Origin of the sequence: Streptomyces sp. NPDC051173 (genome assembly GCF_040689515.1) — a bacterium.
Taxonomy (GTDB): Bacteria; Actinomycetota; Actinomycetes; order Streptomycetales; family Streptomycetaceae; genus Streptomyces.
Window position 1 is genome coordinate 81725 of the sequence record NZ_JBFBBD010000011.1, and the last position, 15074, is coordinate 96798.

Below are 15074 nucleotides of genomic sequence, written 5' to 3' on the forward strand. Positions count from 1 at the left end.
GCCATACGCGCCACCACCCGCCCAGGCGGCTTCACACCACTGGAAACCTCACGTCACACTGAGGACTTCACACCGCCGAGGACACCGAGTCCCGCTGAGGACTCCGCTCCGGTTCGGCCGGCGCACCGCCGCCGGGCGTGACCGCGGCTGTCCGGCCCGGCGGTCGCACCAGAGCCAGCACGATCAGCCCGCCGAGCGCCGCCGCGAGGGAGGACAGCAGGAAGACCCGGTCGAGCCCCGCGGCGAACGCCTGGTGCACCAAGTGCCGCGCCGCGTCCCGGTGGGCCGGGGGCGCCGCGTCCATCACGTGCCGCGCCTGCCCCGCCGCCAGCGCGGCGGCGCCCTTGTCGGCGTCCGGCACCGCCCCGGACCCGGCGAGCGCGGTGGCCGTCCGGCTGGTGAAGACCGCGCCGAGGACGGCGATGGCCAGCGTCATGCCCAGCTGGCGGAACGTGTTGACCGCCCCGCCGGCCATCCCCGCCCGCTGCGGCGGCACGGTGGAGGTGGCGGCCGAGACAAGCACCGGTGTGGCCAGGCCCACGCCGATCCCGGTGACCACGAGACCCCCGATGAGGGAGGCCCGCCCCGCGTCGGCCGTCATCCCCGCGCGCAGCAACAGCATGCCCGCCGCGACGAGCAGCAGGCCGATGCCGATCGGCAGGCGCGGGGCGAGCCGCTGGATGTGCCGTCCCGCCACCGCGGCCACGAGGAACGACGCCCCCGCCAGCGGCGTCAGGGCGAGACCCGCCGCGACCGGGCCGAGGCCCAGGACGGACTGCAGCCACAGGGACACCAGCACCAGACAGCCGAAGGCGCTGCCTTGCAGCAGCAGCGCACCGCTCATCAGGCCCGCGAACGACGGGCGCCGCAGCAGCGCCAGGTCCAGCATCGGGACACCACCGCGCCGCGCCGTGCGGTGCTCGATCACCACGAAGGCCACGAGCGCCAGGACGGTGACGGCGAAGGTCGCCAGGATCTCGGCCGAGGTCCAGCCCGCGTCCCCGCCGCGGATGAGCCCGTAGGTGAGGGTGGCCGCGGCGACGGTGAAGGCGGTCGCGCCGGGGACGTCGATACGGGCCGCCGCGCCGTGGCCGGAGGGCTCGCGCGGCGGGTCGGCGCGGACCACGCGCAGCGTCATGGCGACGGCGACGGCGACGGCGGCGATCGGCAGCCCTCAGCTCCGGCGGCACGGAGATCTCCTGCTCGATGCGCACACGCGGCCCCGGCCTTGAGGAACCCCTCCTCCTGGAGAAACTGCCGCGCACACCCCAGGTGGTCGACGTCTCGGCGCACTGCCTCCTGCACGTCTTCTTCGGCCAGGACCTCAGCGCGATCAACAAGAGCGGGCCGCTGACGGCAGCCCAGGTCGAGGCGCTCACACCCCCGGCCGCACCGGCGCCCGCCACCGACGCCGCCGCACCGGTGGCCCTGGACGACGGCGACCGGCACCTGCTCGACCTGCTGGCCCGGGACGGCCGGGCGGCGCCCGCGGAACTGGCCGCCGCGACCGGCCTGTCCACCTCGACCGTGCGCCGCCGCATCACCGAGCTGAGATCGGCGGGCGTGCTGTACTTCGACGTCGAGTACCACCCGGACGTCATGAACCGGAACTTCCGGGCCGCCCTGTGGCTGGAGATCGACCCGTCCCGCCTCGCCGAGGCGGGAGCGGTGCTGGCCGGACACCCCGAGGTGGCCTTCGCCGCCGCCGTGACCGGCACGGCCAACCTCTACGCCAGCATCGACGTCACCTCCGCCCAGCTCTTCTACCGCTACCTCACCGAGTCGGTGGCCGCGCTGCCGGGCCTGCGCCACACGGCGACCGCCCCCATCCACCGCACCCTGAAGGGCCCCGGCCCCTACCTGCCGGCCAGGGCGTGACTCCCCGGCCGTGGGCAGTGCCGGGCCGCTACCGGATCCCGGTCGTCGTGCGGCGGTACGTCGAGCGCCGGTCGTCGATGGCCTTGCGGCGGTCGCCGTAGACGGTCTCCTGGGTGCCCTCCTCACGGAGGAAGGCGTGGGGGAAGCCCAGCGGCACCGCGCTCACCTCGTCGAGCCGCCGGACCGCGTCCGCGTCCAGCTCGACCCGCGTGGCGGCGAGGTTGTCGGCGAGCTGGCTCTCCTTCGTCGCGGCGATGATCGGGACGATGTTGCCGGGCCGCCCCAGGAGCCACGCCAGCGCCACCTGGGCCGGGCTCCAGCCGCCCTGCTCGGCGACCTCCAGCACCGCGGTGATCACCTCGTCCTCGTTGTGGGGCCCGGCGTAGCCCCTGGGGTCGGTGTCCAGGCGGCCCGTCCCGCCACGGCGGTACTTACCGGTGAGCTTGCCGCCCGCGAGCGGGCCCCAGGCCAGCACGGCCTGGTCGAAGGCGCGGGCCTGCGGGAGCAGTTCGCGCTCCGGGGTCCGCTCCAGCAGGTTGTAGCACAGCTGCGAACCCGCGAAGGAGGTCCAACCCCGCAGCTCCGCCAGCGTGTTGGCCTGCGCGATCTCCCACGCGGGCCAGTCGGAGACCCCGACGTAGAGCACCTTCCCGGCCCGCACGAGGTCGTCGAGGGCCCGCATGACCTCCTCGACCGGGGTGAAGTTGTCCCGCGCGTGCACCCACAGCACGTCGACGCGGTCGGTGCGCAGCCGTTTCAGGCTCGCCTCGACCGACTGCACGAGATTCTTGCGGTGGTTGCCCGCCGAGTTCACATCGCCCTTGCGCGTCGCGCCGGTGTACTTGGTGGCCAAGACGAATTCCTCGCGGCGCCCTTCGAGCAGCTCGCCGAGGATCGTCTCCGAGCTGCCGTCGGTGTAGATGTCGGCCGTGTCGACGAAGTTGCCGCCCGCGTCCGCGTAGGCGTCGAGGATGCGGCCGCTCGTCTCCTTCGAGGCGCCCCACCCCCAGTCCTCGCCGATGGTCATGGCGCCGAGGCTCAACTCGCTCACCCGCAGGCCGGTCCTGCCGAACAGTGTGTATCGCACGAGGTCCCCTTCGATCGGATCGGTGGTGTTCCGCGCCGGACGCTACGGCCTGGAGCGCGCTCCAGCGCAAGCGTCATCTGCCGAACGTCACCTGTCGAAGCCGATGTGTACGTGGTCGTGGTGGGTGTCGTCGGAGAAGAACTGGTTCGCGGTGGCCCCGCCCGTCAGCAGCAGCGGCCCGCCGACGTTGTACGAACCGGCCGCCGCGGCGTCGCGCATAAAGGACTCGATCAGTGCGCGCGGTGTCGCCGGGTCGACCACGGCCTTGCCGTCGATCCGCCATACGTCGACGGCGCGGCCCGGCGGGTGGTCGCTGGGCCGGTCGGTGCCGAAGACGTCGAGGGGGTGGCCCGACCTCAGGACGGTGACCTCCATGCGGTAGCGGCCCGCCAGTTGGAGAAGCGCGGTGAGCACACTGGTGTGCACACCGCCGCCGCGGATGTCCGCCTCGGCCGCGGGCGGCAAGTTCACGCGGGTGTCACCGAGCACGCGGCGCGCCTCGTCGGGCAGCGAGGGCGCGGCCGGGCCGGGAGCGGCCGGGTGGAGCGCGGTGACCGACCAGCGCGGCCGGGCGGCGGAGAGCCGCACGTCCACGGTCGTACCGCCGGGTCCGACGGGCCCGCCTCCCGTACGCGTCCACTGGCGGCAGACCACGAGCACGCTCGCCGTGTCCGCCAGGATCCCGCCGTACTGCGCGTCGACGACCTGCGTGACGGATTCGTCGGCCGCCGTCAGTAGCGGGCCCGCCTGCTCGGCGAGCGCGGCGGGCAGGCCGAGCGCCGCGATCCGCTCCCGGGCCTTCGCCGCGCCTCCGCCGCCGGGCCGCCAGGTGCCGAGCGCCTCGACGAGCTGGGCGGCGCGCAGTTTCACGTCCGGCTGGATGTCCGACGCGCTCGGCCGCCACTCCGTGGCACGGGGAAACGCGGTGCCTCCCGGCGACGCGGAACCGGAACTGCCGCCCGCACTCTTCTCCTTCGCGGACGAGCACGCGGACGCTCCGACCGCGAGCCCGGCGGCACCGAACAGCAGGGTCCGGCGGCGCACGCCCGTGGGATCGACGTCACTGGGCACGGCGGGCCTCCTCGGGCTGAGGCTTCACGTCGGACATCGGGCGCCGGGCGCGCCGCCCGTCCAGTCTCGCCGGGTGCCCGCCGGTACGCACGCGGCCGGACGCCGACCGGCGGGCCGTGGCCGGAACGGGCGCCGTCACGGTGGTGGCTCTGACGGGTGCAGCGCTTGCCGCCCCCGCTGTATCCCGAGCTCGTGGCCCGCGCGGGCGGGAACCCCTTCGCGTGGACCGACCCGCAGGGGCTGAAGGCCCGGCAGCGGGTGGTGTACTCCGCCCACACGGCGACACCGGACAGGCTGGGCCGTCACCGCCACCACCGCCACCATCCGGATACGGCGCCCCGCCCTCAGGGCCTGTCACCTCGCGGCACGGCGACGTCGGTCAGCAGGGCCGTGCCCGGGTGGAGGTCCGCCCAGGTGCCGTGCCAGGTGAGCACCGCGATCGCGGAGGTCGGGAACTTCGTCCCGGCTCGCTGCCGGGCATCGCCGACGGCTTCACCGGCCAGCGCCAGGACCAGTTCCTGGAGCCCCGGGTTGTGGCCGACGATCAGCAACGTCCCGATGTCGGCGGGCACTTCACGAATGGTCTCCAGCAGGCCGGTCGCGCTCGCCGCGTAGAGGCGCGGTTCATGGCGTGCGGGCGGTGGGGTGCCGAGCTGCCCGGCCGCCAGCTCCCACGTCTGCCGGGCGCGCCGGGCGGTGGAGCACAGGACGAGATCGGGCAGGCAGTCCGCCTCGCACAGCCACCGTCCCGCCGCCGGCGCGTCGCGAAGGCCCCGCGGGGCGAGCGGCCGTTCGTGGTCGGCGGCGTCCGGCGGCCACGCGGACTTGGCGTGCCGCAGCACGAGCAGCCTTCGGCGGGCGCTCATGCCGGCGGGTCGTACGACGTCGCGTGGCCGATCTCGCGGGTGAGTTCGAGTGCCAGGACGCGGTCCAGATAGGTGAACGTCTCGAACTTCGCCCCGTCGGGCAGCCCGGTGTCCGTCTCCAGCCGGTTCAGCGCGTCCAGGACCACCGGGACGTCCAGGTCGTCCTCCAGGCCCGCCAGGGCCCGGCCGAGGATCTCGGCGCACATCGGCTTCGACGGCGCCTGTGCCCAGCGGGCCACCGAGCCCCGCCACCGCTGCAGCGTGCGCTGCGCCGCCGCGAGCTCCTCGGGGGTGAAGGCGACGGGTTCGTGGTGCGGGTGGGTCAGCAGCGCCAGCCGCAGGGCCAGGGCGTCGAGGCCGATCGGGGACGGCTGCTCGTAGGGGTGCACCACGCCGACCCGCACGGTGACGGCCTGCTCCGCCGGTTCCTGACCGGCCGTGACGTACACATCGGCCCGGCCGCCCAGCGCCCGGGCGACCTCGTCCGGTGTGCCGGTCGCCGCGGGCGGGCGGATGCCGAGCACGGCTGCCCGCGCCTCGTCGGCGTCCCGCGTGCCACCGGGGCCGACGAGCCCGAGGAGCGCCTGCCCGCCGTGCAGTTCGGCGGTGCGTACGAGGATGTCGGCGACCAGGCGCGCCCGCAGCTCGGACGGCTCCGCCGAAGCACCGGCCCGCGCCCGCCGGACGAAGACGCGCAGCGGGTAACGGTGTCCCGTCCCGACGTCGACCTGCTCGCCGGAGCGGGCGTCGAGAACGCGCAGCGCGGCTCCCGGCCTCTCGGGCCGGTCCATCGGCACCGCGCGCATGCCGTCCACTCCGGGCATCGGGTGACCCTCTCGTACACGTGACGGCCGCGGGCCGGGCCGGTGGCCGCCGTCGACTGGGACCACCACGCAACCGCCACGGGCCCGCCACGTCAACCCCGCCACGCGTGTCGCGCCCCGGCCCGGCCGACCCCGTGGGGCTACGCCTTGCGGAGGCGGCCGATGATGCCGTCGAGGTCGTCCCTGAAGCGGTTCTCGCGGACGAAGTGGCCGCCCGGGTCTCGTACCACTCGTGGGGGATTCCGACGGAGTGCCGGGCCACGACACCCGGAACGATCCGGAGTGACAGCGCCCGGCGGTTCCCGGTAGACCTGGATGTGCCGTGATTCCCGGCATCCACCGCCGCGTCAAGGGGGAGGCGTGAATGTGTGACGCACGGGAACACGGACGGCGCCGCCCCGTATGGCCCCCGGCGCCCGTGGGCTCACAGCACCGGCGTGGGCCGCGGGCACGGGGGGACCGCGGGGCGGTCCTTCGTCCGCACGGCGGGCAGCCACGCGGTGGGCCGCGTGGAGCCGGCCGGGAGCCGGACGCGGAACCACTGGTCGGACCGGGTGCCCGCCTCGTCGATGATGGGCATCCCCCGGGGGAGTTGGCAGTCGACGGCGAGGACGTCACCGTGCCACACCCGTGTCGGTACGACGTTGTCGATGGTGTAGGGCCGCAGCGGATCGATGGCCAGCCCGAGGCTGCACTCCGGCTGCCGGTCCGTACGGTCGCCGCAGCGCTGCTCGACGTTGAACACCCGGATGCTGCCCGCGGCGTCGGCCAGGGTGGCGGCGGGCTCGCCGGACCGGGCCGGCGAGGCAGGACCGGATCCGTGGACGGCGTACGACCAGACCGCCGCGACCGCCCCGCACGCCGCGACGGCCACGAGGGCGGCGCGGACCCTGCCGCGCCGCCGTACCGCCGGGCGCGCTTCCTTAGGAGAGTCCGCTTCCTGCCGGGCGTGGATGCGTGCCAGCAGGCTCCCGGCGGTGTGCGTCGCGCGGTCGTCGTGGGTCGGGGCGAGGCAGTCGGCGGCCAGCGCGCGCCAGAAGGGCGGTACGGCGTTGTCCATGCGCAGCGGTGCGCGCCCCTCCGCGTACTCCTGCGCCGCGGCGGCGCGCGAGACGGGAGTGGCACCGGGGAACGGCGAGGCGCCGGACGCGAACACTTCGTGGATCATGATGCCCAGGGCCCAGATGTCGGCGCTCTGGCGGACCCGCACGCCCTGCTCGCCGAGCGAGGCCTTCCAGCGCTCGGGCGGGAGGTAGTCGAAGGTGCCCATCGGGGGCGCGTACGCGTGGGTGCCGGTCAGCTCCGTGGCGAGGCCGAAGTCCGAGAGCTTGACCGAACCGTCCGGCATGAGCAGGACGTTGTCCGGTTTGAGGTCGCCGTGCAGCCAGCCCGCGCCGTGCAGGTGGGCCAGGCCCTCGCAGATCTCGGTGATCAGCCGGGCGCCTTCGGCCTCGGTCACCTCGGCGCCGAGCCGGTCCCGCAGGCTGCCCGCGGCACGCTCCATGACCAGCACGGTCGCCCCGTCCAGGAACGGCCGGCCCGGTTCGCCGAGCACGACGGAGTCCAGCAGGCGGATCAGTCTCGGGTGGCGGTTCCGGTGGCCGAATTCCACCTCGCGCCGGGCACTTTCCGCGACCTTGTGGGCCTGCCGGGGCGCGAGCCCGCCGGTCGGCAGGAACTTGAGCGCGACGTCTTCCGGGTCCGTACCGCCCTCGGCCGGCCGTCCCGCGTAGACCGTCGCCCAACCACCGGACGCGATCGGCTCGGTGACCTCCCAGCCCCCGACGCGGTAGCCGCGCGGGAGCTGTTCCACGGCGTCGTCCCCCGAGGTGTCACCAGGATCCCGCACCGTCCCCTCCTCCGGTCCGCCGGCCCTGTCGGTGGGCGCCACCACGGCTCATCCCGTCGTCTCCCGCTCCCACGTACCCGCTCCGGCGCGGGGCGGCAGCAGGGCGAGGTGCTCCTCCCGCACGAGTCCGAACCGCAGCGCGAGTCCGACGATCGCCTCCCGCTTGCCGTTGCGGCGGGCCTCCCTGCGGGGTTCGCCTCCGGCCGGTTCGCTGATGCGCATCTTCTCCTCGGCCAGGTAGTCGATGTGAGAACTCACGGCGCGGGCCGTGAGGTTGCCGCCGGCGGCGTGACACCCGAGCCGTTCGACGATCTGCGGGGTGGTGGGCACGGCGACCGGCGACTCGTCACGCAGCCGTGGTTCGCAGAGCGCGACCAGCACGAGGAAGTACGTCGCCGTCTCGTCCAGGCAGTACGCGGTGACGGTGCGGCTCCCCCACTGGCCGCCCATGCCGTCCGGGTCGAGGTAGACGTGGTCGGGCGCGAACACCTGGAAGGCGACCGTGGTACTGCGGCGGGTGGGCAGCACCACCCGGGAGAACTCGAAGGGGATGGGCGCTCCGGCCCGCCGTGGCGGCACCCTCAGGTATTCCCCCGCGCCCTCCGGGTTCTCCACCAGATAGCTCTGGGTCGCGCTGTGGTTGCTGAGCTGCCAATGGTCGTCGGTCACCCGGATCTCCCCCGCCAGCCGGGAGATCGCCGCGTCGGCGAGGCGGAGTTCGACCGGTGTCGTCGCGGATCCCCGTCCGAAACGCGCCACTTCCCCCGGGCCGAGCCTTAACGTCACCGCCCCTCCTCCCGGCTCCCCGCCGGCGTCGCCGCTCCCCTGCGGCAGGTGGATCACTATCCCGCTCACTGTCCCTCCTCGCACCCCCGTCCACGGCTGTCATGCCCGGGCCGCCCCCGCGGCCACAAGACACTCCCACACTTCCTGCATACCGTCACGCCGCCCGATGGGCCAGGGCCGTGGAGGCGTCGCCCCGGGGCCCACCTGCATCACCCGGGCCGCCGACGCCTCAGAGCCAGCCGCGCCGTGCCGCCTGGACGCCCGCCTGGAAACGGGTGGTGGCGCCCAGTTTGGCCAGGAGGACCGCCCTGGGCCGACCCGGTCCACTACAGCGACGTGATGCCCGGCGCGCTCTCACCGGGGTGCAGCGGCGGCGGCGTCCTGCAGAACTTCGACCCCGCCACCGGCGTCGGCCTCCAGACCGCCGTCTTCTCCCGCTACGACGACCCCGGCCAGATCATCGGCCTCCTCGGCTGGGTCCAGGGCCCCGACATGAGCTCCACCCACCTCGGTGACGAGGAGCGGGCCGTCTGCAACGCGGCCCAGTCGGTGGCATAGGGCCGGGCCCCCGGCACCGCTCGTACGGCGCGCCACGGTCCTCCGTGGCGCGCCGTCGCCGTGGCCGCCCCTCTCGGCCGAAAGCGGCCGGGGCCGTGCCGGGGTGCGCGATGATGCCGGGATGACTCTGACATCGATGTGCTTGTGCCTGGTGACCCGGACCACTGCCACCGGCGGCCGGGAGGTGCTGCTCGGCCGGAAGAAGCGGGGCTTCGGCGCCGGCAACGTCGTGGGCCTGGGCGGCCACGTCGAGGCCGGGGAGACGCCCGCGCGGGCCGCCGTGCGTGAACTGGCCGAGGAGTCCTCGCTGGTGGCTGCCGAGGCGGAGCTGCGGCACGCGGCGAGACTGGTCTTCCGGTTCCCGGCCCGGCCGGACCACGACCAGGAAGTGGCGGTGTTCCTCACCGACAGGGCCGAGGGCACCGCCCGGGAGTGCGAGGAGATCGCACCGTCCTGGCACCCGGTGGACGAGCTGCCGCTCGACGCGATGTGGGACGACGCGCGGCACTGGCTGGCGGACGTGCTGGCCGGCCGGCGCGTGGAAGCCGAGTTCGTCTTCGCCGACGACAATCTGACGGTGGCCAAGGCCGACGTCCGCAGGGAGCCGGTGCGCGGGACCGGGTCAGGAGACTGATCTCCGCGACACCGCCGGCATCGCCACGACCGTCAGCACCTGGAACGCCACGGCCGTGAGCGTCAACGCCCCCGCCCCGTGCGTCAGGACGAGTCCCCCGGCCAGGCTCCCGACCGCCTGGCCGGCGTAGACCGCCGACCCCGACAGTGAGAGCACCACCTGTGCCTGCTCGCCACTCGCGTTGATCAAGCACTTCTGCAGGGCGGGGTTCATGGTCCAGCCGATCAGCGACCACAGCACGACCGTCACGAAGAACGCGACGACGGTCGGCGCCCGGTGGGAGCCGACACGGGCCAGGAGCGCCATGAGCCCCATGACCAGGACGAGGGCGCAGGAGGAGAGCAGGGCGAGGCGCTCCGGCGGGAAGCGGTCGATCAGTACACCGGTCACCAGGTTGGAGAGCACTCCGCACGCGCCGTAGGCGAAGAAGACGAAGGCGACGGCGGCGCCGTGCAGCCCCGCGATGTGCTGGGCGGTCCACTCCAGATAGGCGTACAGCGCGAACATGCCGCAGAAGGTCAGCATGCTGACGAGCAGGACCGCGGGCACGCCGGGCAGGACGGCCGCGCGGGCGCGTTCGGCGATGGGTGCCTCCGCCGTGGGCGGCACCGGGGGGAGCGCGCGGGCGAGGCCGAGGAGGGCGACGAGGCTCAGGAGGGCGACGAAGAGGAAGGTGGCCCGCCAGTCGGAGAACGCGGCGATGACGGTGCCGGCGGGGACGCCGAGGGCACTGGCGATCGTGATGCCGCCGAGGACGGCGGTCAGGGCCCTGCCGCGTTCCTCGGGCGGGACGATGGCCGCGGCGGTGGCGGACGCGGCGGGCATGAACAGCGCGGTGGCCAGAGCGGCCACCACCCGCGCGGCCATCAGGACCGCGTAGTCCGGCGCCGCCGCGGCCAGGGCGTTGGCGACGACGAAGCCGGCGAGGGCCGCCAGGAGGACCCTGCGCCGGTCACGGTTGGCGGTGCCGACGGCGATGAAGGGGGCGGCCAGCGCGTAGACGGCCGCGAAGACGGTGATGAGCAGGCCGGCGGTGCCGACCGACACCGACAGGTCGTCGCCCACCGAGGACAGGACGCCGCTGATGACGAACGCGTCGGTGCCCAGGGCGAAGGAGCCGAGAGTCATCAGCAGGACCGGCCTCCTGGCCGGTGGGCTGGGGAAGAACCTCGCCGGGCCCCGTCCGCCCGGCGCTAACCCCAAGGGGCTTCCTCTCCGGTTTCGTCTCCGGTTTCGTCTCCGGTTTCCTTTCCGGTTTCCTTCCTGGCGCCCCGTCCGGCGCCCGTGAGCGCCGCGGCGCCCCGGAGTTCCGCGATGTCGGGGAACCCCGCCCGGCTCCACAGCCACAGCGGGGTGTGCACGTCGATGGGGGCCATGGCGGAGCCGGCCAGCGCCTCCGCCCAGGTCTCGGCGACCGCCGCCCGGTGCACCGCCGAGCCCTCCAGCACCTCGCTCCCGCACAGCCCGAGCCGCACCGTGGCCTGGATGACGTGCGTGTCGGGGGCGATGGTGATCAGTTCGCGGGACGTCCACCTCACGTCCGCGTACTGCTCCAGGGCGTAGAGCCAGTAGTTGAAGATCTTCGGGCCGGACAGGTAGGGGAACTCCGGCTTCCTGCGCACCCGCACGATGTCCGTGAGGCGGGCGATGTCCCTCCCCGCCGACGTGAGCAGGCCCGCGACGTCGCCGTCCGCCGACGAGCCGGCGATCCCCCGGGCGACACGGCGCCAGATCTCGGGGTGCCGGTTCGGCTGGAGGGCGACCCGGTGTGCGAGGAGGTGCCGGGCGAGATCCTCGGGGGTGCGGTCGAGGACCCGTGCCGGGGTGAACACCCAGCGGGAGCGGGGGTCCTGGTACGCCGCGGCGACCGCCCGCCAGAGCGCGTAGCTGTCGCGCTGGTAGTTCAGGGACATGCCCAGCGTGAGGGTGTCCAGGAGGTGTGCGGGGGGCACCACCGCGACGAGCGCGTCCTCGGGCATGACCTCGCCGCCCAGCAGGCTCTCCCGGTGGGCGGCCACGAGGCCCCGGACCCGTGCCAGGACGGCTGAGCCTGTCGTCACGCTACCCCTTGTCGGATATCAGGGCGCGCCTCATGGACGCGAGGATGTCCAGCCAGTACGGCTCGAGGCGCGTGTCGTCGGGAAGACCGGTCCGCCGGAGCTCCCGCTCCGCCGCGAGCAGCGCGCCGTCCGTGCCGAGCGGTGTGCGGGCCGGCATGGGAGGCATGGCCTCCACCTCGTCCGCGCAGCTCAGGACGGAGCGCAGCTGGCCTTCCTCGCCCGCATAGTAGTGGAGCGATCCGCAGTGATGGTAGTAGGAACCCAGCGCGAGCCCGAGCTCGTTGGCCACGGTCTCCTGCACCATGGTCAGGAGGACGACGTCGTAGGGCATCACTCCGATCAGGGACTGGGAGCGCATGGACGCGATGCAGTCGAGGCGGCCGTCGCGGTGCAGGAACTGCAGCGACCCGAAGCAGGAGAAGTCCCTCGGCTCGTCGCGGAGGTCTGCGGGGTGGATGAAGCCGAGGTAGGCCCTGCGGGTGGACAGGTCCCGCCTCATGAGGGCGATCAGGTCGCGCAGCGGTGAGGTGGTCCCGTCGCCGATGAGCCGTTGGGAGAGGCCGCAGACCAGCGTGCCGTTGTCGTCGGTGAACGCCTTCCCGCGCGCGTTGTAGGCGATCACCTGGTCCGCGCTCGCGCCCGGTGTCAGGGCCCACAGGTAGTTGGCGAAGGCGAATCCCCTGTTGGTGTGCCGGCACGTGCCGGGGAGGAGGCGGTTCCTGGGGTCGCGTATCCGTACGGTCGGCGAGATGACCTCGTAGGTCACTCTCTCCGCCGTCCCGAAGCCGGAGCCGACCGAGGTCCGCGACCGCGGCCCGGGCACCCGGTCGCCCTCCTTCACGAGCAGCGCCGTCAGGTGGTGGTACGCCTCGTGGAAGGACTCGAAGGAGTTCACTGCCGCACCCCCACCGCGATCGAGACCACGCTCTCGGGCAGGGACCCGTCGGCGAGATACGTGTCGGGGCTGTAGGGGCGCCCGGTGGGCGGCACCGGCGGGCATTCGACGAAGTCGGTGAGTGCCAGGCCGGCCAGCCGGAAGAGTTCCTTGGTCCGGGTGCGGTCGGGTGTGAAGGAGTGGACGCCCGGAACCTCCTTGCCGCTGGAGGAGACGAACCGCGTCGTGTGCGTGGTGCGCCGCCGGCCGGTGGACCACACCGCGGACGGCCAGGTGAGCACGATCCGCCCCTCGGGCGCGAGCAGTTGGGCGAGGCAGAAGACGCCGAGCGGGTAGGCCATCCCGTCGACCAGGGATCCCACGACCCAGTCGTAGGCACCGTGTCGCGCGGGCAGGGCCCTGATCGGCTCCGTCATGACGCCGTCCGGCAGATAGCGGGCCATTCCGGCGCTGGACTCCTGGCAGGAGTAGTCGGCCTCGCCCGTGTCCACGGCCCGGCGGAGCCAGCCCCGCCCCGCGCCCACTTCGAGCAGCCGGGCGCCCGCGGGTGTCCTCCCCAGGATTCCGCTCAGCCGGGGAGCCGAAGCGTGGTGGAAATCGGCGGTGGTGAGCCGTAGTTCGTCGATGAATTCCTCGGCGATTCCCGTATATCCGGCACGGTTCTCGAGATCGACGCACCGGCAGTCCGGATACGCTTCCGACGCCTTGTGCACCTCGAATCCCTCGCGTACCACCTGGGCGATCTCCTCGACGGTGTCCCTGTTGGAGCGGTGGAGGACGAGGTGTGCCTCGTCGGCCATGCGCGACACCTCTTCCGGAGGCTTTTGCTCCGGGAACAGGGCCGCGTGGAAAGCCGTGGTGGAGCGTACGTCGGGCGCGGACAAGGGCGCTGACATAGGCGCGGACATGGGAGCGGAAAACGACTCGGACTCCACGGCCCCGATGTCTTTCAGCCTCTCCGCGAGTTCCGCACGGCCGGCTCCCGCCGGGCCGCCGATGAGGACAGGGTGCGGGGCGGTGTCAGTGGACATTGAAGATGACATCCCCTGTTCGCGGCAGCAGGCAGAATCTGCACTTGGCGCAGTCGATGCCTTCTCGGTATTCCTCGGGGCAGGCGATCTGCCGTACTTTCGGGCGGGGTTCCTCCGCTTCGGTGCCGGGCACCCGCGGGTCCCGCACCCGGCTCACCCGCCAGCCCGCCGGGGGGTGGCCCATGGTGTGGTCGACGGAGGCGAAGAGCTGGAAGTTGGGCAACCGCCTGAGCTCGTCGAACGCGGGGAGCATGGCCGGGATCACCCAGGAACGCGTGTAGGCCCAGAACAGGTGCTGGGGCACGGCGCGGGCTATGTCGCGCCACATGGAGACGTACCGCTCGCCGAAGAAGTCCCCGGAGGAATGCACCCGCACGGCGACCACGGGAGGAGTGGCTCCCCGCGCGGCGTCGGCCAGTTGCCGGAGAATGACCCGGCCCAGACCTTCCGGGTTCTCACGGGCATGCCGCTCATTGGCGAACCACAACGGCCGGTTGAAGACGACCTCGCCGCTCGTGTCCCCGTTGTAACAGTTCCGGGCGCACCAGTCGCTCGCCCCGGGACATGTGCGCAAGGTCGGCAGATTCCATACGAGAACACGGCCTATGTGCTTTCCCGACGTCCCCGTCTTGATGTTTCCCGGCTCCAGCGCGGGCCGGTCGACAGACGGAGCGGAAATGCCCACAATGGGGAGACCCCGCTGTTGTGCAAGGTATTGAGATCTCTGCTGGATCTCTTGTTCCGAAGGTGTGGCCCGCTTCACGTTTCCCCCGAGCAGTGCAGCCCGCATGCTCCTTGATGCCCAGGAAGCTAGCACAGGGGGTGAAGGCTGTGGAGAGGTCGGGAGTCCGTTCTCCGGTGCCGTTCAAGCCAATTGAGCTCGTGATATTCGACTGTGACGGCGTATTGGTCGACAGTGAATGCATCGCCATGCGGGTCCACGTCCTGCTGGGCGCGGAACTGGGCTGGCCGCTCACCGAGGACGAGGCGGTCGAGCGGTTCATCGGCCGCTCCATGCTGTCCATCACCGGCCAGGTCGCCGCCCGGCTGGGGAGCCGGGCGGCCGCGACGTGGTGGGAGCGGTTCGTCGAACTGCACCGCCGCGAGGTGGACCTCGGCCTGCTGCCGGTCGAGGGGCTGCCGGAGGCGCTCGACGCGATCACGCTGCCGACCTGTGTCGCCTCCAGCGGTTCGCACGAGAAGATGGTCCACACGCTCGGCCGCACCGGCCTCTACGACCGCTTCGCGGGCCGCATCTACAGCTCCACCGAGGTCGCCCGGGGCAAGCCGGCGCCGGATCTCTTCCAGTACGCGGCACGGCGGATGGGCGTCGACCCCGCGGCGTGCGCGGTGGTCGAGGACAGCCGGCCCGGTGTCGAGGCCGCCCGCGCCGCCGGCATGCGCTGCTTCGGCTACTGCGGCGGGCTGACGCCCCGCGCCTGGCTCGAAGGCCCCGGCACCGTCGTCTTCGACGACATGCGGAGCCTGCCGGCGCTGCTGGCGGGGCGGCCGTGACCGGCCCCGCCGCGGGCGCC

Annotated in this window: 16 protein-coding genes and 1 pseudogene; 4 read left to right on the forward strand and 13 right to left on the reverse strand. The window is 73.1% G+C overall.

Features of this window, described 5'->3' with window-relative positions; all coding sequences use genetic code 11:
* Positions 1 to 67: 67 nt before the first annotated feature.
* The gene (locus AB0435_RS09735) at positions 68 to 1138 is read right to left on the reverse strand and encodes an MFS transporter (RefSeq protein WP_366004464.1); all 1071 of its coding nucleotides are present in this window, start codon (positions 1136 to 1138) and stop codon (positions 68 to 70) included.
* Positions 1139 to 1206: 68 nt separating this feature from the next.
* Here AB0435_RS09735 and AB0435_RS09740 point away from each other — a divergent pair, with 68 nt between their 5' ends.
* Positions 1207 to 1878, forward strand: a complete 672-nt coding sequence (locus AB0435_RS09740) for an Lrp/AsnC family transcriptional regulator (protein ID WP_366004463.1) — start codon at positions 1207 to 1209, stop codon at positions 1876 to 1878.
* A gap of 28 nt (positions 1879 to 1906) precedes the next feature.
* Here AB0435_RS09740 and AB0435_RS09745 read toward each other — a convergent pair whose 3' ends face one another.
* From AB0435_RS09745 to AB0435_RS09775, 7 genes and pseudogenes are all read right to left on the reverse strand, one after another.
* Positions 1907 to 2965 carry an aldo/keto reductase gene (locus AB0435_RS09745; protein ID WP_366426600.1) on the reverse strand — a complete coding sequence of 353 codons (1059 nt, stop codon included), beginning with the start codon at positions 2963 to 2965 and terminating at the stop codon, positions 1907 to 1909.
* 87 nt (positions 2966 to 3052) lie between these two features.
* Positions 3053 to 4036: a hypothetical protein gene (locus tag AB0435_RS09750; protein ID WP_366426601.1), complete on the reverse strand. Its 984-nt coding sequence runs from the start codon at positions 4034 to 4036 to the stop codon at positions 3053 to 3055.
* 344 nt (positions 4037 to 4380) lie between these two features.
* Complete coding sequence (locus AB0435_RS09755; RefSeq protein ID WP_366426602.1) at positions 4381 to 4902, reverse strand: histidine phosphatase family protein; 522 nt, start codon at positions 4900 to 4902, stop codon at positions 4381 to 4383.
* Positions 4899 to 5726: a hypothetical protein gene (locus tag AB0435_RS09760; protein ID WP_366426603.1), complete on the reverse strand. Its 828-nt coding sequence runs from the start codon at positions 5724 to 5726 to the stop codon at positions 4899 to 4901. Before AB0435_RS09760 ends, AB0435_RS09755 begins: the two co-directional genes overlap by 4 nt.
* A gap of 140 nt (positions 5727 to 5866) precedes the next feature.
* A pseudogene (locus AB0435_RS09765) lies at positions 5867 to 5976 on the reverse strand (esterase); the annotation flags it as partial.
* 174 nt (positions 5977 to 6150) lie between these two features.
* On the reverse strand, positions 6151 to 7575 hold the full coding sequence (locus AB0435_RS09770; RefSeq protein WP_366426604.1) for a serine/threonine-protein kinase: 1425 nt from the start codon (positions 7573 to 7575) through the stop codon (positions 6151 to 6153).
* Positions 7576 to 7623: 48 nt separating this feature from the next.
* Positions 7624 to 8430, reverse strand: coding sequence for a serine/threonine protein kinase (locus AB0435_RS09775; RefSeq protein WP_366004456.1), 807 nt, complete (start codon positions 8428 to 8430; stop codon positions 7624 to 7626).
* 270 nt (positions 8431 to 8700) lie between these two features.
* Here AB0435_RS09775 and AB0435_RS09780 point away from each other — a divergent pair, with 270 nt between their 5' ends.
* Positions 8701 to 8919, forward strand: a complete 219-nt coding sequence (locus AB0435_RS09780; RefSeq protein WP_366426605.1) for a hypothetical protein — start codon at positions 8701 to 8703, stop codon at positions 8917 to 8919.
* Positions 8920 to 9040: 121 nt separating this feature from the next.
* Positions 9041 to 9553 (forward strand): 8-oxo-dGTP diphosphatase, encoded by a 513-nt coding sequence (locus AB0435_RS09785; protein ID WP_366426606.1) that lies wholly within the window; start codon positions 9041 to 9043, stop codon positions 9551 to 9553.
* Here AB0435_RS09785 and AB0435_RS09790 read toward each other — a convergent pair.
* The 5 genes from AB0435_RS09790 to AB0435_RS09810 all read right to left on the reverse strand — a co-directional run bounded on the left by AB0435_RS09790 (position 9542) and on the right by AB0435_RS09810 (position 14113).
* A complete protein-coding gene (locus AB0435_RS09790) occupies positions 9542 to 10681 on the reverse strand; it encodes an MFS transporter (RefSeq protein WP_366426607.1) in 1140 nt (379 codons plus the stop codon). The genes AB0435_RS09785 and AB0435_RS09790 overlap by 12 nt on opposite strands.
* Before the next feature lie 65 nt (positions 10682 to 10746).
* On the reverse strand, positions 10747 to 11613 hold the full coding sequence (locus AB0435_RS09795; RefSeq protein ID WP_366426608.1) for a hypothetical protein: 867 nt from the start codon (positions 11611 to 11613) through the stop codon (positions 10747 to 10749).
* 1 nt (position 11614) lies between these two features.
* Positions 11615 to 12508: a thymidylate synthase gene (locus tag AB0435_RS09800; RefSeq protein ID WP_366426609.1), complete on the reverse strand. Its 894-nt coding sequence runs from the start codon at positions 12506 to 12508 to the stop codon at positions 11615 to 11617.
* On the reverse strand, positions 12505 to 13308 hold the full coding sequence (locus AB0435_RS09805) for a hypothetical protein (protein WP_366426610.1): 804 nt from the start codon (positions 13306 to 13308) through the stop codon (positions 12505 to 12507). Before AB0435_RS09805 ends, AB0435_RS09800 begins: the two co-directional genes overlap by 4 nt.
* A gap of 220 nt (positions 13309 to 13528) precedes the next feature.
* The gene (locus AB0435_RS09810; protein ID WP_366426611.1) at positions 13529 to 14113 is read right to left on the reverse strand and encodes a hypothetical protein; all 585 of its coding nucleotides are present in this window, start codon (positions 14111 to 14113) and stop codon (positions 13529 to 13531) included.
* 284 nt (positions 14114 to 14397) lie between these two features.
* On the opposite strand from AB0435_RS09810, the gene AB0435_RS09815 reads away from it, so the two are divergent.
* Positions 14398 to 15054, forward strand: a complete 657-nt coding sequence (locus tag AB0435_RS09815) for an HAD family hydrolase (protein WP_366426612.1) — start codon at positions 14398 to 14400, stop codon at positions 15052 to 15054.
* The last annotated feature ends 20 nt before the right edge of the window (positions 15055 to 15074 follow it).